General features: G+C 74.2%; 14 protein-coding genes and 2 pseudogenes. 12 read left to right on the forward strand and 4 right to left on the reverse strand.

Annotated features, from left to right (window positions below; all coding sequences use genetic code 11):
* Positions 1-631: pseudogene (locus ACS04_RS21140) on the forward strand (IS481 family transposase); the annotation flags it as partial.
* On the opposite strand, the gene ACS04_RS21145 reads toward ACS04_RS21140, so the two are convergent.
* On the reverse strand, positions 628-3,552 hold the full coding sequence (locus ACS04_RS21145) for a lysylphosphatidylglycerol synthase transmembrane domain-containing protein (protein ID WP_048478259.1): 2,925 nt from the start codon (positions 3,550-3,552) through the stop codon (positions 628-630). The pseudogene ACS04_RS21140 and the gene ACS04_RS21145 sit on opposite strands and share 4 nt — an antisense overlap.
* A gap of 110 nt (positions 3,553-3,662) precedes the next feature.
* On the opposite strand from ACS04_RS21145, the gene ACS04_RS21150 reads away from it, so the two are divergent.
* The 5 genes from ACS04_RS21150 to nudC all read left to right on the forward strand — a co-directional run bounded on the left by ACS04_RS21150 (position 3,663) and on the right by nudC (position 13,845).
* The gene (locus ACS04_RS21150) at positions 3,663-4,019 is read left to right on the forward strand and encodes an MGMT family protein (RefSeq protein ID WP_398024675.1); all 357 of its coding nucleotides are present in this window, start codon (positions 3,663-3,665) and stop codon (positions 4,017-4,019) included.
* A gap of 204 nt (positions 4,020-4,223) precedes the next feature.
* Positions 4,224-7,646, forward strand: coding sequence for an ATP-dependent helicase (locus tag ACS04_RS21155; RefSeq protein WP_048478273.1), 3,423 nt, complete (start codon positions 4,224-4,226; stop codon positions 7,644-7,646).
* Positions 7,647-7,728: 82 nt separating this feature from the next.
* A complete protein-coding gene (locus tag ACS04_RS21160; RefSeq protein WP_048478261.1) occupies positions 7,729-11,343 on the forward strand; it encodes an ATP-dependent DNA helicase in 3,615 nt (1,204 codons plus the stop codon).
* A gap of 10 nt (positions 11,344-11,353) precedes the next feature.
* Complete coding sequence (locus ACS04_RS21165; RefSeq protein WP_048478262.1) at positions 11,354-12,769, forward strand: dipeptidase; 1,416 nt, start codon at positions 11,354-11,356, stop codon at positions 12,767-12,769.
* Between the two features lie 134 nt (positions 12,770-12,903).
* Positions 12,904-13,845, forward strand: a complete 942-nt coding sequence (nudC, locus tag ACS04_RS21170) for an NAD(+) diphosphatase (protein ID WP_048478263.1) — start codon at positions 12,904-12,906, stop codon at positions 13,843-13,845.
* An 82-nt stretch (positions 13,846-13,927) separates the two neighbouring features.
* Here the strand turns inward: nudC and ACS04_RS21175 are convergent, their stop codons facing one another.
* On the reverse strand, positions 13,928-14,188 hold the full coding sequence (locus tag ACS04_RS21175) for a mycoredoxin (RefSeq protein ID WP_030153502.1): 261 nt from the start codon (positions 14,186-14,188) through the stop codon (positions 13,928-13,930).
* A 200-nt stretch (positions 14,189-14,388) separates the two neighbouring features.
* Between ACS04_RS21175 and ACS04_RS21180 the strand changes: the two genes are divergently transcribed.
* The 5 genes from ACS04_RS21180 (at position 14,389) to ACS04_RS21200 (ending at position 18,272) form a co-directional block, all read left to right on the forward strand.
* Positions 14,389-16,554: an ATP-dependent DNA helicase UvrD2 gene (locus tag ACS04_RS21180; RefSeq protein WP_167352594.1), complete on the forward strand. Its 2,166-nt coding sequence runs from the start codon at positions 14,389-14,391 to the stop codon at positions 16,552-16,554.
* 171 nt (positions 16,555-16,725) lie between these two features.
* The gene (locus ACS04_RS21185) at positions 16,726-17,061 is read left to right on the forward strand and encodes a hypothetical protein (RefSeq protein ID WP_048478264.1); all 336 of its coding nucleotides are present in this window, start codon (positions 16,726-16,728) and stop codon (positions 17,059-17,061) included.
* 184 nt (positions 17,062-17,245) lie between these two features.
* Positions 17,246-17,617, forward strand: a complete 372-nt coding sequence (locus ACS04_RS21190) for a WhiB family transcriptional regulator (protein ID WP_030153506.1) — start codon at positions 17,246-17,248, stop codon at positions 17,615-17,617.
* The gene (locus ACS04_RS21195; protein WP_048478265.1) at positions 17,614-17,943 is read left to right on the forward strand and encodes a hypothetical protein; all 330 of its coding nucleotides are present in this window, start codon (positions 17,614-17,616) and stop codon (positions 17,941-17,943) included. Before ACS04_RS21190 ends, ACS04_RS21195 begins: the two co-directional genes overlap by 4 nt.
* Before the next feature lie 122 nt (positions 17,944-18,065).
* Positions 18,066-18,272, forward strand: a complete 207-nt coding sequence (locus ACS04_RS21200; RefSeq protein ID WP_048478266.1) for a hypothetical protein — start codon at positions 18,066-18,068, stop codon at positions 18,270-18,272.
* Positions 18,273-18,324: 52 nt separating this feature from the next.
* Here ACS04_RS21200 and ACS04_RS21205 read toward each other — a convergent pair whose 3' ends face one another.
* Together ACS04_RS21205 and ACS04_RS21210 are read right to left on the reverse strand one after the other, a co-directional pair.
* Positions 18,325-19,653 carry an ABC1 kinase family protein gene (locus ACS04_RS21205; protein ID WP_048478267.1) on the reverse strand — a complete coding sequence of 443 codons (1,329 nt, stop codon included), beginning with the start codon at positions 19,651-19,653 and terminating at the stop codon, positions 18,325-18,327.
* Positions 19,654-19,804: 151 nt separating this feature from the next.
* Entirely contained in the window at positions 19,805-20,911 is a 1,107-nt protein-coding gene (locus ACS04_RS21210; protein ID WP_048478268.1) for a ThiF family adenylyltransferase, read from the reverse strand.
* A gap of 109 nt (positions 20,912-21,020) precedes the next feature.
* On the opposite strand from ACS04_RS21210, the pseudogene ACS04_RS21215 reads away from it, so the two are divergent.
* A pseudogene (locus tag ACS04_RS21215) lies at positions 21,021-21,344 on the forward strand (hypothetical protein); the annotation flags it as partial.

Consider the following 21,344-nt stretch of genomic DNA (forward strand, 5'->3'; position numbering starts at 1 on the left):
GCCCGCCACGGCCTGCCGCCACTGGCTGCCTGCGACCGGGCCACCGGCGAGCCCGTGCGCCGCTACGAACGGGCCCGCCCCGGCGAGCTCGTCCACATCGACGTCAAAAAGCTGGGCCGGATCCCCGACGGCGGCGGCCACAAGACCCTCGGCCGGGCCGAAGGCCGCCGCAACAAGACCGGCGCCGGCTGGGCCTACCTCCACACCGCCCTCGACGACCACACCCGCCTCGCCTACACCGAAGACCTCCCCGACGAGACCGCCCCGACCTGCGCGGCCTTCCTGACACGGGCAACGGCCTGGTTCGCCTCTGTGGGCATCACCGTCGAACGCGTCCTGACCGACAACGCCTGGGCCTACAGCAAGAACACCTGGCGCCAGACCTGCCGGGACCTCGGCATCCAGCCACGATGGACCAGGCCCTGGCGCCCGCAGACCAACGGCAAGGTCGAACGCTTCCACCGCACCCTGCTCGAGGAATGGGCCTACCACCGGCCCTCCACCTCAGACCAGGAACGGCAGAGCGCGTTCACCCACTGGATCGACTGGTACAACTCCCACCGACCCCACACCGGCATCCAAGGCCAAACCCGCCAGCCGCGTCACCAACCTGTCCGGACAACACACCTAGATCGCTTCCTTGCGGGTCAGGTAGTTGAACGACAGCCAGCCCGGCAGTACCGGCAGCCAGAACGTCATCAGGCGGAACAGCAGCACCGCCGAGATGGCGACCTCCTTCTCCAGCCCCGCCGCGATCAGACCCAGCGTCAGCGTGGTCTCCACCGCGCCGATGCCGCCCGGCGTCGGCGCCGCCGAGCCCAGCGCGTTGCCCGCCAGGAACACCACCGCGATGCTCGCGTAGCTGATGGCCTGGCCGCCGCCGAACGCCCGGATCGAGGCGTCCAGGCACATCACGAAGCAGCCGGTCAGCAGCAGCATGCCGCCGATGCCCGTCATCAGCTTCTGCGGCCGCTGGAGGACGTCCAGCATGCGCGGCACCACACCGGCGAACAGCGCCCGCACCCGCGTCGCCACGAACTTCCGCAGGAACGGCACGGCCGTGACCACCAGCACCAGCACCGCCACCGTCAGCAGACCGGCGATGACCGTACGGGACGGCGTCATCTCCGGGGTCTTCTCGGTGCCGGTCAGATAGCCGAAGGCCAGCAGCAGCAGGACGTGGCTCGCCAGACCGAACAGTTGCGAGGCACCCACGCTCGCCACCGCCAGCCCCGGCCGGATCCCGGCCCGCTGGAGGAACCGCGTGTTCAGCGCGACACCGCCGACCGCCGCCGGCGCCACCAGCTTCACGAACGACCCCGCGACCTGCGCCACCACCGTCCGCAGGAAGGACACCCGCTCCGGGACGAAGCCCAGCAGGCTCATCGCGGCCGCGAAGTAGGTCAACGCCGAGAAGGCCAGCGCGGCCCCCACCCAGCCCCACTGCGCCTCGCCGACGATCGTCGCGAAGTCCACGTGGGCCAGCTGCGTGAGCAGGAAGTAGGCGCCGAACGCGCCCGCGATGAACGACACCAGCGTGCGCGGCCGGATCCGCTCCAGCCGGGCCGGCTCCACCGGCGCCTGCGGGCGGATCAGCAGCACCTGCTGGCGGATCTGGCTCAGCAGGTCCTCCTCGCGGGCCCCGTCGAGCGCGTCGTCCAGCGCCTTCTTCTCGGCCTTCCTCTCCGCTGCCGTGGCCGCCGCCGACTTGGCCCCGGCCTTGCCGGCCTTCCCCGCGCCCCGGTCCGGCTTCGCCTCGTCCGCGGCCGCCTCGCGCGCCGCCTTCGCCGCCCGCGAGGACTCCAGTACGGCCTCCCGCTGCCGGTCGGCCCGCTCCCGGGCCAGCCTGCGCAGCGTCGCCCGCGTGGAGCGGCTCAGCGCGATCGGCTGGAGCAGCGGCAGGCAGTCCGCCACCGCGTCCGGGCCGAGCACCGACACCGCCGAGGCCACCGACCGCTCCGCGCCGATGCGCAGGCCGAGCGTGGTCAGCAGCTGCGCGATGTCCATGCGGAGCACCAGGTCCCCGGCCGCGATCTCGCCGCCGCGCAGGTCGGTGAGGACGACGTTGCCGGAACGATCCACCACGAGGGCGTCGCCGGTCAGCCGCCGGTGGGCGATCCGCCGCGACTGGAGGGCCCGTACCTGCTTCCAGGTGTTGCGGGTCAGGTCGTCGGTGATCTCCTCGTCGGAGAGCGCGTCCAGGGGCCGGCCGTCCAGGTGCTCGTACACGAGCATCACGGCGTCCGGACCCAGCTCGGAGGTGGCGATCAGCTTCGGCGCGTTCGCCCCGGCCGCGATGGCCGCGTACGCGAGGAGCGCCTCCTGCTCCAGTGCCTGGCGCAGCGACTGGAGGCTGCGGCGCGTCGTGATGCCGCGCAGGGTGAGCCGGCGCCAGACCCGGTAGAAGAAGCCGTGCGCCTGCTGCTCGCGGTCGACGACGGTGACGTCGAGCGGCGGCCCGTCCTCCAGGGTGACGTGGTAGCGCCGGCCGCGGTCGCTGACCTCCGAGGGGTCGGCCCCGTCCGGGAGTTCCGCGCGCATGGCGCTGACCGGCTTGAAGCCGACGCGGCGCAGGCCGGCGAGGAGGGTCTGCCCGGTGGGGCGGACGTTCGGCGAGCCGACGGCGTACAGGGTTCCGTACGCGACGCTCCAGCCGATCAGCACGGTCAGCATGATCGAGAACGGGGTGGTGTACCCGCTGACCAGCATCGCGAAGGCGTCCAGCAGCAGGACCACCCACAGCGCGACCCGCCAGCGGGGCCGGCGGGTCATGCCGACGGCGGTCATGTACGCGATGACCGGCGCGAGGTAGCCGTGCACCGGGTCCGTGAGGGGGCCGCCGACCGTGGTCTGCCGGGTGAGGGCCTCCTGGATGGTGTCCGAGGCGGCCTGGGAGACCCACAGGTCGGTGGCCAGGGTGACGCCGTGCGCCAGGACGGCGGCGAGCACGCCGTCGGCGATGCGCAGCCCGTCCCGTTTGATCAGCCGCTCGATGGCGAAGGCCACCGGGACGAGCAGCACGGCGATGCTGGACACCAGCCCGGCGACCTTGATCAGCAGATCGGGCGCGGCGCCGGTGCCCTGGGAGATGTCGGCTTCGAGGCCTGCGGTGGTGCGGTGGGCGAAGGCGGCGATGGCGAGGACGACGGCGATGCCGAGGACGCCGACGAGCAGGCGTACGAGGTCGGAGGGGCGGTGCACGCGGGCGGCGAGCAGCGGCTCGTCGACCTCCACCTGGTCGGCGGACGCGGAGGCGCGCCCGTGCGGCCCGTCGGGGCCGGACCCGGCCGCGGCTCCCTTCCGGGGCGTGCCCGCGGCCGCGGCCGCGGACCCGGCCCGGGCGCGGGGTTCGCCGGTGGCGCCGGGCGGGGGTTCGGGCTCGGGCTCGGGCTCGGATTGGGGCTGGGGCTCGGGCTCGGGTGTGCCCCCGGCCCCGGGCGTGGTCCCGGGGTACGGGTCTGGGCGCGTGCCGTCGTCCTCAGCCGCGCCGTCCGGAGGGCTCACACCCTGCTCCTTCGTCGTCACTTCCGTCTCTTCTTGATCACGTATCACCAGTCACCGCCCGGAAGATGGTGGCACGGACCGACGTGCGGGCGGGGCATCAGGGTGCGTGCCGGTACGGAAGGAAACCTTCCGGGAACCGGTCCGTGATGTACGGCACCATGGGCGCAATGAGCGGAGAGCTGCCCGAGTACGCGGAGCGGGTACTGGAGGCGGCCGAGCGGATTCCGCCCGGCCGGGTGATGACGTACGGGGACGTCGCCGAGTGGCTCGGCGAGGGCGGACCGCGCCAAGTCGGGCGCGTGATGGCCCTGTACGGAGGGGCCGTGCCCTGGTGGCGCGTGGTCCGGGCGGACGGCCGGCCCCTGCCCGGCAGCGAGGTCCGGGCCCTGGAGCACTACCGCGCCGAAGCCACCCCAGTGCGCCTGACCACCGCCGGGGAGGCCCGGCTGGACATGCCGCGGGCCCGCTGGGACGGGCGGGAGGAACGGGCCGCACGGGACGAGGGTCACATCTGACAGCTTCGGCCATGCGGGGCCCGGGCGGGAGGCCGAGCGCCCGTACGGGCGACGGCCCGGGGCCCTCGTGCCGCGACCCCGGGGAACTGCGCGGGACGCGGCGGTTGCCGTAGCGTTGCCTCTTCGGCTTCGGCAGGCGCGGCGGCGACCGCGGCCTCCGCGGCAACCGCAGACACCCCAGGACCTGGACCGGCACCCCACGTGATCACCTCTCCATCCGACCGCTCCGAGCGGCGGCGTACGCGGACCCCTGACGCGTACCGCCTCGTACGCACCGGGCCGCAGCGGGTGGATCCCCCTGTACTGGACGCAGCGCAGCGGGCCGTGGTTGATCACACCGGCGGTCCGCTCCTCGTCCTGGCCGGACCGGGCACCGGGAAGACGACCACGCTGGTCGAGGCGGCCGCCGCCCGGGTCGAGGCCGGGACGGACCCGGCCCGGATCCTCATCCTCACCTTCAGCCGCAAGGCGGCGGTGGAGCTGCGCGACCGGGCCGCCCTGCGGCTCGGCGGGGCGCGCGCCCCGCAGGCCACCACCTTCCACTCCTTCTGCTACGGGCTGGTCCGCGCCCACCAGGACACCGACCTGTTCGCCGATCCGCTGCGGCTGCTGTCGGGCCCCGAGCAGGACGTGATGGTCCGCACCCTCCTGGAGGGCCAGCGCCGGATCCGCTCCATCCGCTGGCCGGACGACCTGCGCGCCGCGCTCACCACGCGCGGCTTCGCGGACGAGGTCCGCGCCGTGCTCGCCCGCGCCCGCGAGCTGGGCCTCGGCCCGGCGGCGCTGGACGCGTTCGCGACCCGGCTGGGCCGCCCGGACTGGAAGGCGGCGGCGGCCTTCCTCTCGGAGTACCTGGACGTCCTGGACATGCAGGGCACCCTGGACTACGCGGAGCTCGTCCACCGGGCCGTGCTCCTCGCGGAGCGCACCCCGGCCCTCTCCCAGTCCTACGACGTGATCTACGTGGACGAGTACCAGGACACGGACGCCTCCCAGCTGCGGCTGCTGCGCGCCCTGACGGGACCCGCGGGGACGCTGGTCGCCTTCGGTGATCCCGACCAGTCGATCTACGCCTTCCGCGGCGCCGACATCAACAACATCCTGGACTTCGAGGGCTCCTTCCCCGGCGCGGCGGTGCGGGCCCTGACCGTGGGCCGCCGCTCGGGGGCGAACCTGCTGGCGGCGACCCGCCTGCTGACCACCCGCATGCCGGTCCCGCGCCTGCCCGCGGCGGCGGTCCGCGAGCACCGCGGGCTGACGCCGGTGCGCGAGGGCGGCCTCGTCGAGGTGTTCACGTACCCCACGGCCGGGGCCGAGCTGGACAACATCGCCGACATCCTGCGCCGGGCGCACCTGGAGGACGGCGTGCCGTGGCAGGACATGGCCGTCCTGGTCCGTTCCGCGGGCCGCACCCTCCCGGCGATGCGCCGCGCCCTGATCTCGGCGGGAGTCCCGGCGGAGACGGACGGCACGGACACCCCGCTGCGCCACGAACCGGCGACGGGCCCCCTCCTGACGGCCCTGCGCACGGCCGCCACCCCGGCCCGGGCGGCCGCCGAGGAACCGTCCGCCGAGGAACTGTCCGCCGAGGAACTGTCCGCCGAGGAACTGTCCGCCGAGGAACCGTCCGCCGAGGAACCGTCCGTCCCGGACCCGGAGGCGGAGGATCCGGAGGCGACGGGCGCAGGGGCGGAGGCCGCGCCCGCGTCCGGATCCGCGCCCGAGCCCGCCGCGGGCGGCCGGCACGACGAAGGCTGGATCGGCGTCGAGGCGGCGCTCACGCTGCTCTCCTCCCCGCTCGGCGGCATGGACGCCGCCGACCTGCGCCGGCTCGGGCGGGCCCTGCGCGACGAGGAGCGGGCCGCCGGCATCAAGGTGCCCGCCCCCTCCGACGTCCTGCTCGCCCGCGCCCTCGCCGAGCCCGAACGGCTCACGGCCCACGACCCCGCCTACGCCCGGGGAGCGCAGCGCCTCGGGCAGCTCCTGCGCAAGACCCGCGAGCTCCTCCAGGGCGGCGGCACCGCCGAGGAGGCCCTGTGGACCCTGTGGGACGGCACCTCCTGGCCCGACCGCCTGGAGCGCCGGGCCCGCCGCGGCGGCGCGGCCGGCCGCAACGCCGACCGCGACCTCGACGCCGTCTGCGCGCTCTTCGACACCGCCGCCCGCGCCGAGGACCGCACCGGCGGCCGCGGCGCCCTCAACTTCCTGGAACAGCTCGAAGCCGAGGACATCGCCGGGGACACCCTGACCGGCAGGACCACCCGTACCGAGGCCGTCCGGCTCATGACCGCCCACCGCTCCAAGGGCCTGGAGTGGCGCCTCGTCGTCGTCGCCGGGGTCCAGGAAGGGCTCTGGCCCGACCTGCGCCGGCGCGGCTCCCTCCTCGAAGCCGACCGCATCGGCCGGGACGGCCTCGCCGAGCCCCTCACCCCCGGCGCGCTGCTGGCGGAGGAGAGGAGGCTCTTCTACGTCGCCGCCACCCGCGCGCGCGAACGCCTCGTCGTCACCGCCGTGAAGGCCCCCGCCGAGGACGGCGACCAGCCCTCCCGCTTCCTCACCGAGCTCGGGGTCACCCCGAAGGACGTCACCGGCCGCCCCCGCCGCCCCCTCGCCGTCCCCGCGCTCGTCGCCGAACTGCGCGCCACCACCGTCGACCCCGACGCCTCGCCCGCGCTCCGCGAGGCCGCCGCCCGCCGCCTCGCCCGCCTCGCGGCCCTCACCGACGAGGACGACCGCCCGCTGGTCCCCGCCGCCCACCCGCAGCGCTGGTGGGGGCTGTACGAGCCGACCCGCAGCAGCGTGCCGCTGCGCGACCGCGAGCGGCCCGTCACCCTCTCCGGCTCCGCCCTGGACCAGCTCGCCAACACCTGCTCCCTCCAGTGGTTCCTCGGCCGCGAGGTCAAGGCCGACGCCCCGTCCACCGCCGCCCAGGGCTTCGGCAACGTCGTCCACGTCCTCGCCGACGAGGTCGCCTCCGGCCGCACCCCCGCCGACCTCGCCGTCCTGATGGAACGACTCGACTCCGTCTGGGACGCCCTCGCCTTCGACGCCCCCTGGAAATCCCGTCAGGAGAAGGACAACGCCCGCGCCGCCCTGGAGCGCTTCCTGCGCTGGCACACCACCGACCGCGGCGGCCGCGAGGCCGTGGCCACCGAGCACGACTTCGACGTCACCCTCGAAGCGGGCGAGTACGCCGTCCGCATCCGCGGCTCCATGGACCGCGTGGAGGCCGACCCGCAGGGCCGCGCGTACGTCGTCGACTTCAAGACCGGCAAGGGCGCTCCCACGAAGGACGAGGTCGCGCGCCACCCCCAGCTCGCCGTGTACCAGCTCGCCGTACGCGAAGGGGCCGTCGACGAGGTCTTCGACGGGGTGCGCCCCGAGGCGGGCGGCGCCGAACTGGTGCAGCTGCGCCAGGGCGCGGCCCAGCGGGACGGCGGGGACGCGGTGCCCAAGGTCCAGGCACAGCAGCCGCCGGACGGCACCTGGGTCGGCGACCTCCTGGCCACCGCGGCCGGCCGGGTCCTCGACGAGCGCTTCGCACCGGCCACCGGAAAGCACTGCGACCACTGTTCCTTCCGCAGTGCGTGCAGCGCCCGCCCGGAGGGCCGCCAGACGGTGGAGTGAGCCGTTCCGCTCACTGGTCGGCGACCGACCGGCCGGTGAGACGGCGGCCGGGAGTGTCGGTGGGTCGGGCTAGCCTCTACACGTGTCCGCGCGTCCGTCCGTCCTCACCGACCCCGAGCAGCTGGGGGAGCTCCTCGGCATCCCCTTCACACCCGAACAGCTGGCCTGCATCACCGCCCCCGCCGCCCCCCAGGTCATCGTGGCCGGCGCCGGCTCCGGCAAGACCACCGTCATGGCCGCCCGCGTCGTCTGGCTGGTCGGCACCGGAGCGGTCGCCGCCGATCAGGTCCTCGGCCTGACCTTCACCAACAAGGCCGCCGCCGAGCTCGCCGAGCGCGTACGAAAGGCCCTCGCGCGGGCCGGCATCACGGACCCGGACCCTTCCCCGGCGGATCCCGACGCGGCCGGCGGCGAGCCCCGCATCTCCACGTACCACGCCTTCGCCGGGCAGCTCCTGAAGGACCACGGCCTGCGCATCGGCCTGGAGCCCAGCGCCCGCCTGCTCGCCGACGCCACCCGCTTCCAGCTGGCCGCGCGCGTGCTCCGCGAGGCCCCCGGCCCGTACCCGGCGCTCACCAAATCCGTCCCCGACCTGGTCAGCGACCTGCTCGCGCTCGACGGGGAGCTCTCCGAGCACCTGGTGACCCCGCAGGAGCTGCGCGCGCACGACACGGAGCTCCTCGACACCCTCGCGGGCACCAAGCTCACCAACGAAGACCTGCGCAAGATCCCCGAGGCCGTGCGCGGCCGCCTCGAACTGCTGGAGCTGACCGAGCGCTACCGCACCGCCAAACGCTCCCGCGACCTCCTCGACTTCAGCGACCAGATAGCCCTCTCCGCGCAGCTCGCCACCACCCGGCCCGAGGTGGGGCAGCTGCTGCGCGAGGAGTTCAAGGTGGTCCTGCTCGACGAGTACCAGGACACCTCCGTGGCTCAGCGGCTCCTGCTGTCCGGCCTGTTCGGCGGCGGCAGCGGCCACGCGGTGACCGCCGTCGGCGACCCCTGCCAGGCGATCTACGGCTGGCGCGGCGCGTCCGTCGCCAACCTGGACGACTTCCCCGAGCACTTCCCGCACGCCGACGGACGCCCCGCGACCCGGTTCTCGCTGAGCGAGAACCGGCGCAGCGGCGGCCGCCTCCTCGACCTGGCCAACGAGCTGGCCGCGCCGCTGCGCTCGATGCACGAGGGCGTCGAGGCGCTGCGCGCGGCGCCGGGGGAGGAGCGGGCCGGCTCCGTGCGCTGCGCGCTGCTGGACACGCACGCCGAGGAGCTCCAGTGGCTCGCGGACTCGGTCGCGCACCTGGTCCGTACGGGGACGGAGCCGCGCGAGATCGCGGTGCTGTGCCGCTCGGCCCGGGACTTCGCACAGATCCAGGCCGTCCTGGTGGCCCGCGAGGTGCCGGTGGAGGTCGTCGGGCTGTCCGGGCTGCTGCACCTGCCGGAGGTCGCGGACCTGGTCGCGGTGTGCGAGGTGCTCCAGGACCCGGGCGCCAACGCCTCGCTGGTCCGGCTGCTCATCGGCCCGCGCTGGCGGATCGGTGCGCGCGACCTGGCCCTGCTGGGACGCCGGGCGCGGCAGCTGATCGGCCGTACGCCGGGCGAGGTGGATCCCGACGAGCGCCTCGCGGCGGCGGTGGAGGGCGTGGACCCGGCGGAGGTGGTCTCGCTGGCGGACGCGCTGGAGACGTTCCTGGACGGTTCCTCGGCCGCCTCCGACGACCTCCCCTTCTCCGCCGAGGCCCGGGTCCGCTTCGCGCACCTGGCCCAGGAGCTGCGCGACCTGCGGCGCTCGCTCGCGGACCCGCTGATGGACGTACTGCACCGGGTGCTGGCCGCGACCGGCCTGGAGGTGGAGCTGTCGGCTTCGCCGCACGCGCTGGCGGCCCGGCGCCGCGAATCGCTGTCCGGCTTCCTGGACGTGGCGGCCGGCTTCGCCTCCCTGGACGGCGAGGCCTCCCTGCTGGCCTTCCTCGGCTTCCTGCGCACGGCGGTCCAGTACGAGAAGGGCCTGGACCACGCGCTGCCCGGCGGGGAGAACACGGTGAAGGTGCTCACCGCCCACAAGTCCAAGGGGCTGGAGTGGGACGTCGTGGTGGTCCCGGACCTGTGCGCGGGCTCCTTCCCCAAGGAGAAGGCGCCCGAGCCGTGGACCTCGTACGCCAAGGTCCTGCCGTACGCCCTGCGCGGCGACGCGGCCACCCTTCCGCCGGACCCGGCGTGGACCTCGGCGGGCCTGAAGGCCTTCAAGGCCTCCCTGAAGGAGCACAAGGCGGTCGAGGAACTCCGCCTGGGCTACGTGACCTTCACCCGGCCGCGCTCGCTGCTGCTGGCCTCGGGGCACTGGTGGGGGCCGACGCAGAAGAAGCGCCGGGGCCCGTCGGCGTTCCTGTCCGCCCTGTACGACCACTGCGCGGCGGGCAACGGGGAGATCGAGGCCTGGGCGCAGGAGCCGGACCCCGACGCGCAGAACCCGTCCCTCGCCACGGAGTCCACCCCGGACCGGTCCTGGCCCCTTCCCCTGGACCCGCAGTCCCTGAAGCTCCGCCGCGAGGCGGCGGCCCTGGTCGAAGCCCACCTGGCCGCCCCCGGGCCCGACCCCGCCGCCCGGGACGCCTACCTCTGGCCCCCGCACTGCGAGGACCCCTCGTACGAGGAGGAGCCGGACGGCGGCGACCTCTGGGCGGCGGACGCGGCGACCGTGCCGCACCCCCGCACCGCGGAGGAGCCCCGGTCCGGCGACCCCCGGTCCGACGACCCCCGGTCCGACGACCCCTGGGCCGACGAGCCGTGGCCCGAGGAGCCCTGGCCCGAGGACCCCTGGCCCGGGGACCCCTGGGCCGGGGAGCCCGCCCCCGCTCCGGCTCCGCCGCCCGGGGCCACCGACCCGTACGCCGGCGACCGCGAGCGCGGCCACCGGCCCACCGCGCCGCCCGGCGACCGGCCCCGCACCCCCCGGCCGGGCGCCCGTACCGGCCTCACCCCCGAAGAGGCCCGGGCCGTCGCCTCCTGGGACCGGGACCTCGACGCCCTGGAGGGCGAGCTGCGGCGGGCCCGCGTCGCCGTGCGCGACGTGGAGCTGCCCCCCGCCCTCTCCGCCAGCCAGCTCCTGCGCCTCGCCGCCGACGAGCAGGGCTTCGCGCGCGACCTCGCCCGCCCGATGCCGAAGCCCCCGCAACCCGCGGCGCGCCAGGGCACGCGCTTCCACGCCTGGGTCGAGTCCCGCTTCGACGAGCTCCCGCTGCCGCTCCTCGACGTCCTCGACCCCGCCACCGAGCTGCCCGGCTCCGACCAGGACGTCGTCGACGAGGCCGACCTCGACTCCCTCAAGGCCGCCTTCGAGCGGAGCGAGTACGCCGACCGCACCCCGTACCGGATGGAGGCGCCCGTCCAGCTCACCCTCGCCGGCCGCGTCGTCCGCGGCCGGATCGACGCCGTGTACCGCAACGAGGACGGCTCGTACGAGATCGTCGACTGGAAGACCGGCCGCACCACCGAAGCCGATCCGCTCCAGCTCGCCGTGTACCGCCTGGCCTGGGCGGAAGCCACCGGCACCCCCTTGGACCGGGTCGCCGCCGCCTTCCTCCACGTCCGCAGCGGCCGCGTGATCCGCCCCCGCGGCCTCCCCGGCCGGGAGGGTCTTGAGCGGATCCTCCAAGGCAAAACGGACACGGACAGTGACCGGCACCCCGACAGTTAGGCTCGTAGGCATGAGCGAAACCCCGGCGGACAGCGTCGTCCGCACCGTCCGCACGTACATCGACACCCACCGCGCCGCCTTCCTCGAAGACCTCGCCGAGTGGCTGCGCATCCCCTCCGTCTCGGCCCAGCCCGAGCACGCGGACGACGTACGCCGCAGCGCCGAGTGGCTCGCCGCCAAGCTCAAGGAGACCGGCTTCCCCGTCGCCGAGGTCTGGGAGACCGCCGGCGCGCCCGCCGTCTTCGCCGAGTGGCCGAGCGCGGAGCCGGACGCCCCGACCGTCCTCGTCTACGGACACCACGACGTGCAGCCCGCCGCCGTCGCCGACGGCTGGCACACCGACCCCTTCGAGCCCGTGATCCGCGGCGGCCGCATGTACGCGCGCGGCGCCGCCGACGACAAGGGCCAGGTCTTCTTCCACACCCTCGGGGTACGGGCCCACCTGGCCGCCACCGGCGCCGAGGCCCCGGCCGTCCACCTCAAGCTGATCGTCGAGGGCGAGGAGGAGTCCGGCTCCCCGAACTTCCGGGCCCTCGTCGAGCGCGAGGCGCGGCGCCTGGCCGCCGACGTCGTGATCGTCTCGGACACCGGCATGTGGTCCGAGACCACCCCCACCGTCTGCACCGGCATGCGCGGCGTCGCCGACTGCGAGATCGACCTGCACGGACCCGACCAGGACATCCACTCGGGCGCCTTCGGCGGGGCCGTGCCCAACCCGGCCACCGTGGCCGCCCGCCTGGTCGCGGCGCTGCACGACGCCGACGAGCGCGTCACCATCCCCGGCTTCTACGAGAACGTCGCCGAGCTCACGGACGAGGAGCGGGCGCTGATCGCCGAGCTGCCGTTCGACGAGGGCGAATGGCTGCGCACGGCCACATCGCACGCGGCCGCCGGCGAGAAGGGCTACTCCACCCTGGAGCGGGTCTGGGCCCGCCCGACCGCCGAGGTCAACGGCATCGGCGGCGGCTACCAGGGCCCCGGCGGAAAGACCATCGTGCCCGCCTCCGCCCACCTGAAGCTCTCGTTCCGCCTGGTCTCCGGGCAGGACCCGTACGAGGTCGAGGCCGCCGTCCGGGACTGGGTCGCGGCGCGGGTCCCGGAGGGGATCCGGCACTCCATCGTCTTCGGCGCCCCCACCCGGCCCTGCCTGACCCCGCTGGACCACCCGGCGCTGCAGTCGGTCGTACGGGCCATGGGCCGGGCGTTCGGCGAGAAGGTCCGCTTCACCCGCGAGGGCGGCTCCGGACCCGCCGCCGACCTCCAGGACGTACTGGAGGCGCCCGTCCTGTTCCTCGGCATCTCCGTGCCGTCCGACGGCTGGCACGCGCCGAACGAGAAGGTCGAGCTGGACCTGCTCCTCAAGGGGGTTGAGACGGCCGCCTACCTGTGGGGCGACCTGGCCGCCTCCCACGGGAAGCCCGCCTGACGCACGCACCGCGGCACGCGCCGCGCACCGCGCGCCGGCACCGGACGGCCGCGCACCACCCGCCACCCGCAGCACCCGCAGCACGCACCACACGTACCGAGTCACCGAGCCTGCCTGTCCCACCACCGGGGGAGTTGGAAGTACCTGTGAGCACCCATACCGAGCACCCGATCTCGCTCGCCGCGCCCAGCGGAATCGACCGGGCCGCGCACCACCGCCTCGACGAGGCCTGGCTCGCGGCCGCCTGGAGCCACCCGACGACCCGCGTCTTCGTGGTCTCCGGCGGCCAGGTCCTGATCGACGACACCCCCGACGGCGGGACCGGCATCGTCATGACCCCGGCCTTCGAGGCCCCGGTCACCGAGACGCACCGCTACTTCCTGGGCACCGACGACGAGGGCGTACGGTACTTCGCGCTCCAGAAGGACTCGCTGCCCGGCCGCATGGACCAGTCGGCCCGCCCGGCCGGTCTGCGCGAGGCCGGACTGCTGCTGTCCGAGCGCGACGCCGGACTGATGGTGCACGCCGTGGCCCTGGAGAACTGGCAGCGGATGCACCGCTTCTGCTCGCGCTGCGGCGAGCGCACCGTGGTCGCGGCCGCCGGGCACATCCGCCGCTGCCCGGGCTGCGGCGCCGAGCACTACCCGCGCACCGACCCGGCGGTGATCATGCTGGTCACCGACGAGCACGACCGCGCGCTGCTGGGCCGCCAGGTGCACTGGCCGGAGGGGCGCTTCTCGACGCTCGCAGGGTTCGTGGAGCCGGGCGAGTCGATCGAGCAGTCCGTCGTGCGCGAGGTGTGGGAGGAGGCGGGCATCAGGGTCGGCGAGGTCGAGTACGTCGCCAGCCAGCCCTGGCCGTTCCCGTACAGCCTCATGCTCGGTTTCACGGCGCGCGCCACGACCACCGAGATCACGGTCGACGGCGAGGAGATCCAGGAGGCCCGCTGGTTCTCGCGCGAGGACCTGCGCGCCGCGTTCGAATCGGGCGAGATGGTGCCCCCGTCGGGGATCTCCATCGCGGCCCGGCTGGTCGAGCGCTGGTACGGGGAGCCGCTGCCGCGCCCGGTCGCGTAAGGCTTCTCACACGCGGACACGCGGAAGGCCCCCGCCTCGGCGGGGGCCCTCTGTCCACGCGGTGCGCCGCGGCGGACGCGGCTCAGACGGCGAGGGCCTGCTTGACCTGGGCCAGGCTCGGGTTGGTCATGACCGACTCGGCGCCTGCGGCGGACTTCACGAGCACGGTCGGGACCGTCTGGTTGCCGCCGTTGGCCTTCTCGACGAACGCCGCGGACTCCGGGTCCAGCTCGATGTTGATCTCGTTGTACGCGATGCCTTCCCGGTCCAGCTGGGTCTTCAGCCGGCGGCAGTAGCCGCACCAGGTCGTGCTGTACATCGTGACGGAACCCGTGTCCTGCATGCTGCGCTCTCCTTCGTGGGGTCTGGGTGGTCCGAGTACTCGAACGTACGGGACCCCGGGGCCATTCCCGTACCCGCGGCGGGGCGGGGGCGCCCGAGTACGTCACCTGCGCCGCGTACGTCAAGTACGTCCATACGACGATCACGCGCACCTGTGGACGACTTTCCCTCCCGCCCCTGGAGACCTGGCAGCATGGCGGGGTGACATCAGCAACGCACCTCACCTCCTTCCCCGCCGGCGCGGACTCCGCCGACGCGGTGCTCCTGGGGCTGGACCCGGAGCAGCGCGAGGTCGCGACGACCCTGCGCGGGCCGGTGTGCGTGCTGGCGGGCGCGGGCACGGGCAAGACCCGGGCGATCACCCACCGGATCGCCTACGGGGTCCGCTCCGGCCAGCTGATGCCGGCCAGCGTGCTGGCCGTCACCTTCACCAACCGCGCCGCCGGCGAGATGCGCGGCCGGCTGCGCTCCCTCGGCGCGGGAGGGGTGCAGGCGAGGACGTTCCACTCCGCCGCCCTGCGCCAGCTCCAGTACTTCTGGCCCAGGGCGATCGGCGGCGAGGTGCCCCGGCTCCTGGAGCGCAAGATCCAGTTCGTGGCCGAGGCCGGTGCCCGCTGCCGCATCCGCCTCGACCGGGGCGAGCTGCGCGATGTCACCGGCGAGATCGAGTGGGCGAAGGTCACCCAGACCGTGCCCTTCGACTATCCGGCGGCCGCCCTGAAGGCGGGGCGCGAAGCCCCCCGGGACATGGCGGAGATCGCCCAGATCTACGGCACGTACGAACAGCTTAAGCGTGACCGGGGCATGATCGATTTCGAGGACGTGCTGCTGCTCACGGTCGGCATCCTCCAGGACCGCCACGACATCGCCGAGCAGATCCGCGCCCAGTACCAGCACTTCGTGGTGGACGAGTACCAGGACGTCAGCCCGCTCCAGCAGCGGCTGCTCGACCTGTGGCTCGGCGAGCGCGACAGCCTCTGCGTCGTCGGCGACGCCAGCCAGACGATCTACTCCTTCACCGGCGCCACCCCGGACCACCTGCTGAACTTCCGCACCCGCCACCCGCAGGCCACCGTGGTCAAGCTGGTCCGCGACTACCGCTCCACCCCCCAGGTGGTCCACCTCGCCAACGGGCTCCTCGCCCAGGCGAAGGGCCGCGCCGCCGAGCACCGCCTGGAGCTGGTCTCCCAGCGCGAGCCCGGCCCCGATCCGGTCTACGCCGAGTACCCGGACGAGCCCGCCGAAGCCGAGGGCGTCGCCCTGCGCATCCGGGACCTGATCGCGGCGGGCGTCCCGGCCGGCGAGATCGCCGTGCTCTACCGCATCAACGCCCAGTCCGAGATCTACGAGCAGGCCCTCGCCGACGCCGGCGTCCCGTACCAGCTGCGCGGCGCCGAGCGCTTCTTCGAGCGCGGCGAGGTGCAGAAGGCGATCCTCGCCCTGCGCGGCGCCGCCCGCTCCGGGGGCAACGACCCGCTGCTCGACGATGTCGTCGAGCTCGGCTCCCAGGTCCGGGCCGTGCTCAGCTCCACCGGCTGGACCACCGAGCCGCCCGCCGGCTCCGGGGCCGTGCGCGACCAGTGGGAGTCGGTGGCCGCCCTGGTCCGCCTCGCGGAGGACTTCGCCCGCGGCCGGCCGGGCGCCACCCTGGCGGACCTGACCGTCGAGCTGGACGAGCGCAGGGCCGCCCAGCACGCCCCGACCGTGCAGGGCGTCACCCTCGCCTCGCTGCACGCCGCCAAGGGCCTGGAGTGGGACGCCGTGTTCCTGGCCGGGCTCACCGACGGCATGCTGCCGATCACGTACGCCAAGACCGACGAGCAGGTGGAGGAGGAGCGCCGGCTGCTCTATGTCGGCGTCACGCGGGCGCGGCTGCACCTGACGCTCTCCTGGGCCCTCTCGCGGTCGCCGGGCGGCCGGGCCTCCCGGCGGCCCAGCCGCTTCCTGAACGGCCTGCGGCCGGGCTCTGCGGTCCCGGGAAGCCGGCAGGGAGCCCCGGCCGAGCGGGGGGCCCGCAAGCGCGCCCACCGCGGGCCGACCCTGTGCCGGGTCTGCGGCAAGACCCTGACCGAGGCCGGCGAGCTGAAGCTGCTGCGCTGCGAGGACTGCCCGTCCGACATGGACGAGGGCCTGTACGAGCGCCTCCGGGAGTGGCGCGCGGCGCAGGCGCGGGAGCAGGGACTGCCCGCGTACTGCGTGTTCACCGACAAGACGCTCGTCGCGATCGCGGAGGCCCAGCCGAGCGAGCCGGGAGAGCTCTCGATGATCTCTGGAGTGGGCCGCCGCAAGCTCGACCGGTACGGAGCCGAGGTACTGGCCATCTGCGCAGGTCAGGACCCTGGGGCCACAGATGCTGACGACGCGTAGAAACTCGTCGGAAAAATAGTTTGCACATGCCCGGCGGATCCCCATAGGTTCTTAGCAACGGAAACGGTGGCTTCTCCGAAGCCCTGGATCCGTGCTGTACTTATCCGAATACGTATGGGACGGGCCCTCGGGCCGCCACCGTCCCCGAGACGCCGAGAGGAGGCGAGACCAGTGATCAGCTTTACCACCACCACCAAAATGACCGATCGCTCGGTCGCCGCTTCCTGCACGCTCGGCTCCTCCTCGCTCCTCCCGCTCCTGGGTACCGGTCTGTCCGCGATTTCCGCTGACAGCCGCGCCCTGCTGGCCGCGCCCTCCGCGCTCCTGGCGAGCGAGCGGAATGAGCGACCGACCCAGGCATCGGTGGCAGTAGTGGAAGCCCAGGCGCATGGCGCCTATGGCCCCGCTGTCGCGGCCGGTGCCGGAGTCCAGACGAAGCAGACGAAGCAGCAGCACCACCTGATGTGGGCCTTCCGTGGGCTCGAACCCTGGAGTGATCCAGCCTGATCCGAGATCAGGCCGGCGCCTTCAGGGCCGCGGAACCCCACCCGGGATCCGCGGCCCTTCTGTTTGTCCCCGACCGGGGGACGGCAGCGCGAAGGAGCCTCGGGACTGGCAAGACCAGGTACCAGCCGCCCCCGGCCGAACCCGGCCGGAACGACTAGCCAACCAAGACGAGGAAGAAAACACCGTGCAACTCGAAGCGCACGCCCCGTCCGTACCGCAGACCCAGACGATCTCCCCGCCCGCAGTCCCGGAGGACTCCACCTTGACTCCCCTCACCGCGCTGACCGCGCTCGACGACGCCATCGAGAACCTCGGCGTACCCGTCGCCTGCCGCACCTACGACCCCGAGGTCTTCTTCGCCGAGTCCCCGGCGGACGTCGAGTACGCGAAGTCCCTGTGCGCCACCTGCCCGCTGGTCGAGGCCTGCCTCGCCGGCGCGCTGGAGCGCCGCGAGCCCTGGGGCGTCTGGGGTGGCGAGCTCTTCGTCCAGGGCGTCGTCGTAGCCCGGAAGCGGCCCCGTGGCCGTCCGCGCAAGAACCCGGTTGTCGCGGCATGACCGCCATCGGAACCATCGACCGCCCCGTGACGCACGACCCCTTGAAGCAGGCCCTCATGACCGCCCACACGACGAGCGAGCAGCCGCACGGCTCCGCCCACGCAGACTTCATCACCGCCGGCGCGATCACCTCGCGTCAGAACAGGACCCGAGAAATGCAACTCATCCCAGAAGCCCTGGCCCGTGCCCATATGAACGACCGCATGCGCGAGGTCGACGCCGAGCGTCGCGCCGTGCGCCTGGTCACCGCCCGCCGCATGCAGCGGCGAGCCGAGCGCGTCTCGCTGCGCGCCCGACGGGCCCTCGCCATGGCCGTCATGCAGTAAGCCACCGCTGAACCGCCGCTGACCAGCGGCTCCGCAGCGTACGGGGGGACCGGTCCGAACGGACCGGTCCCCCCGGTGCGTTGCGCGGGGCTCTCCACCCCTCGCGGGGATATCGTCTGGAGGTGGACCAGCCCAACCCGCACCCCGCCCCGCCGGGACCCGAGGCCCAGCCCGCCGTCTGCGCGCGCTGCGGCAAGAAGGCCCCCGACGGCGCCCCGCCCACCTGGACCTGCTCGGTGGAGAACGGGAGCAGACAGTACTTCTGCGTCGACTGCGCGCGAGCCAACCTCAGGGCGATCGAGGGCCGCCTCGACTCCTCCTGGTGGTGACCGGGCGGGCCGTGCGGTCGCGGTGGACCGCACGGCCCGCGGCCTTCCCTGCTCAGTCCTCGGGCAGGAACCCCGGGAGCCAGGACTCCAGTTCCTCCCGCAGCCGTACCGTCGCGCCCAGCTGGCAGAGCACCCCGATGGTGCTCAGCGTCACCCGGTGGATCAGCAGGTACGAGGGCGGCAGGTTGATCTGCCGGCCCAACTGGTGCGCGGGGGAGCGGGGATCGGCTATGCGGGCCGCCTGACCGCGCAGCCACGGCCGCGTGAAGGTGAACTCCTCCGCCTGGGCGGGCTCGATGATGGGCAGCAGATAGTCCAGCACCGCCTCCGGATCCAGTTCGATGGACTCCTTCACGAACCCCTCGGCGCGCAAGTGCCCGTAGATCCCCTCGGCATCACCCTCCAGCGTCATCCGCAGCGAGGTGCCGATCGGCTTGGGCCAGCCGCCGGGCAGCCGGTCGACGGTGCCGAAGTCCAGCACGCCCAGCCGCGTCCGGCCGTCCGCCCCGGCCAGCAGGCGGAAGTTGCCCGGATGCGGATCGGCGTGCAGCAGGCCGGTGCGCGCGGGCCCCGAGAAGAGGAACCCGGCCAGCAGCTGGCCGGCGCGGTCGCGCTCCTCCTGGGTCCCGTCCGCTATCACCTCCGACAGCGGGGTCCCCTCCATCCACTCGGTCACCAGCACCTGGTCGCCCTGGTGCACGACGTCCGGCACGACCACGTCCTCGTCGCCGTCGAACGCGTCCGCGTGGGTCCGCTGCGCCTCCGCCTCCAGCTCGTAGTCCAGCTCCTCCGAGACCCGCTCGCGCAGCTCCTTGATCAGGGGCTTGAGGTCCATCCCGGGAATCAGCGGCCCCAGCAGCCCCGCGAACCGGCCCAGTTGTTTCAGGTCGGACAGCAGTGCCTCACCGGCCCCCGGATACTGGACCTTCACCGCGACCTGCCGGCCGTCGTGCCACACCGCCCGGTGCACCTGGCCGATCGAGGCGGCCGCGGCCGGCTTGTCCTCGAACTCCTCGAACAGGTCCCGCCAGTCGGCCCCCAGCCGCTCCGCCAGCACCTGGTGCACCGTCTGCGCGGGCAGCGGCGGGGCCGCCTCCTGGAGCTTGGTCAGCGCCGCCCGGTACGGCCCGGCGACCTCCTCGGGCAGCGCCGACTCGAAGACCGAAAGCGCCTGCCCGAACTTCATGGCACCGCCCTTCAGCTCCCCGAGGGTGCGGAAGAGCTGCTCGGCGGTGCGCTGCTGGAGCTCGCGCGCCACGATCTCCGCCGATTTGCCCCCGATCCGCTTCCCCAGCCCCCAGGTGACACGGCCCGCGAAGCCGAGCGGCAGCGCGGCCAGCTTGGCGGTACGGGTGACCGCCTTCCGGGGAAGATCAGACATGAGCCCCTCCAATTCCCAGACAGCTGTGCCGCAAGCGGCGGTTCAAGATGACCCCTCGGCCCACCGCATCCTGTCATGGCGCCCCCGCCCCGCCCCGCCCCGGCCGAGGCGCCCGCTCGCGACGGGGCGGGAACCGGCCCCCGTAGGCACCTCATGACGGCACCGCCTCCTGCGTCGGGACGCGGGCCGCCGCGCACGGGCAGTCGGGGTGGGGCCGCACCGGGGTCCGCTCCCAGTGGAGGCCCGGCAGGGCGGCCTCCCAGCGGGAGGCCGTGGACGCGGGCAGCTCCCCGTCGAGGAAGGACAGGGCGTGGGCCGCGGCGAGACCCGCCACCGCCGTGGCCAGCCCCACATCACAGGCCGCCGTGGCGCGGCGGCGGTGCGCCGAGCGCCATTGCACCAGCATCCGGGGCCAGGCGGGATCCGCCTCGACGCGGTCGCGCTCCATGCAGCCCGCGCAGGCCGTGGCCCCGGGCAGCACCAGCGGCCCCACCAGCCCGGTGCCCTCCAGCACCCCGGCGTACAGATGCGGGGTGCCGGCGGCGACCCAGTCGGCCGCGGTGCCCGGATCCGGGGCCCACGCCTGCAAGCCGTCCCGGGGAGCGACCACCACCAGGGACACCCCCGGCTCGGGCCCCTCCTGCTCCGCCGGCCGCGGCGGGCGCCCCGGGGCGGCCGCGCGGACCAGACCCGCCGCGGCCTCCGCCCGCAGCCGCCCCACGCTGTCGGGGCCGAGCCCGCCCGGCGCCACGTCCGCCGGCTCCACCCGGCCCCCGTCGAGCACCTCCACCCGGCCCACGCCCGCAGCCGCCAGGACCCCGGCGATCACCCCGCCCACCCGGCCGCTCCCGCGCACCTGGACCCGTATGGCCCGCCGGGCCGCGACACCCCGCAGATCACCGCCGGGCTCGCGGTGCACCAGCGACAGCGAACCGAGATCCGGCCCCAGCCGCTCAAGGACCTCCGCCCGCCCGCGCACGGCCTGGGCGCGCGGACCGCCCGCCGTGGCGTCGTCCAGCAGCCCGGCCGCCGCCAGCCGCCGGACCAGCGCGTCCACCTGCCCCTCCGGCAGCCCCACCGCCGCCGCCTCGGCGCGCAGCAGCTCCATCCCCCGCGTCCCGTCGATCCGGTCGATCAGCGATCCCGTCGCCGTGTCCACCGGCCCGAGCACCACCGCATGCGCGGGCGTCACCCCGAACTGCACCGTCTGCAGATCCCGCCAAGCCCTCGCCAGCGCCGGCTTCACCTTCGGATACATGGCTTCCCCCTCGTACGAACCCCGCCTCTTTCCCGTCCCCAGCAGAATGCCCGCCCGCCCGGTCCCGCGCGTTTATTTGTCCACAGGCGCGGGCTATCAGGCATATGAGATGGATGGAAGGGGTGCCACGTGCGTCGCCTTCGCATCGATCGCGTTCCCACGGCGGAGCGGGGGGACTTCGGCCGGACGAGCGGGTACGGTCTTGGGCGTGTCCGCCGACCCACAGCAGCGCGCCGTCGAAGTCCGCCGGAGCGCGCGCCGCCGCAGGACCGTATCCGCCTACCGCGAGGGTGACCGTACGGTCGTCCTCATCCCTGCCCGGATGTCCGAGGCCGAGGAGCGGCGCTGGGTGGGGGTCATGCTCGACAAGCTGGCCGCCCAGGAGAGCAAGCGCACCCTCGGGGACGCGGAGCTCACCGAACGCGCCGAGCGC

The organism is Streptomyces roseus (assembly GCF_001044425.1).
In the GTDB taxonomy this organism is placed as follows: domain Bacteria; phylum Actinomycetota; class Actinomycetes; order Streptomycetales; family Streptomycetaceae; genus Streptomyces; species Streptomyces roseus.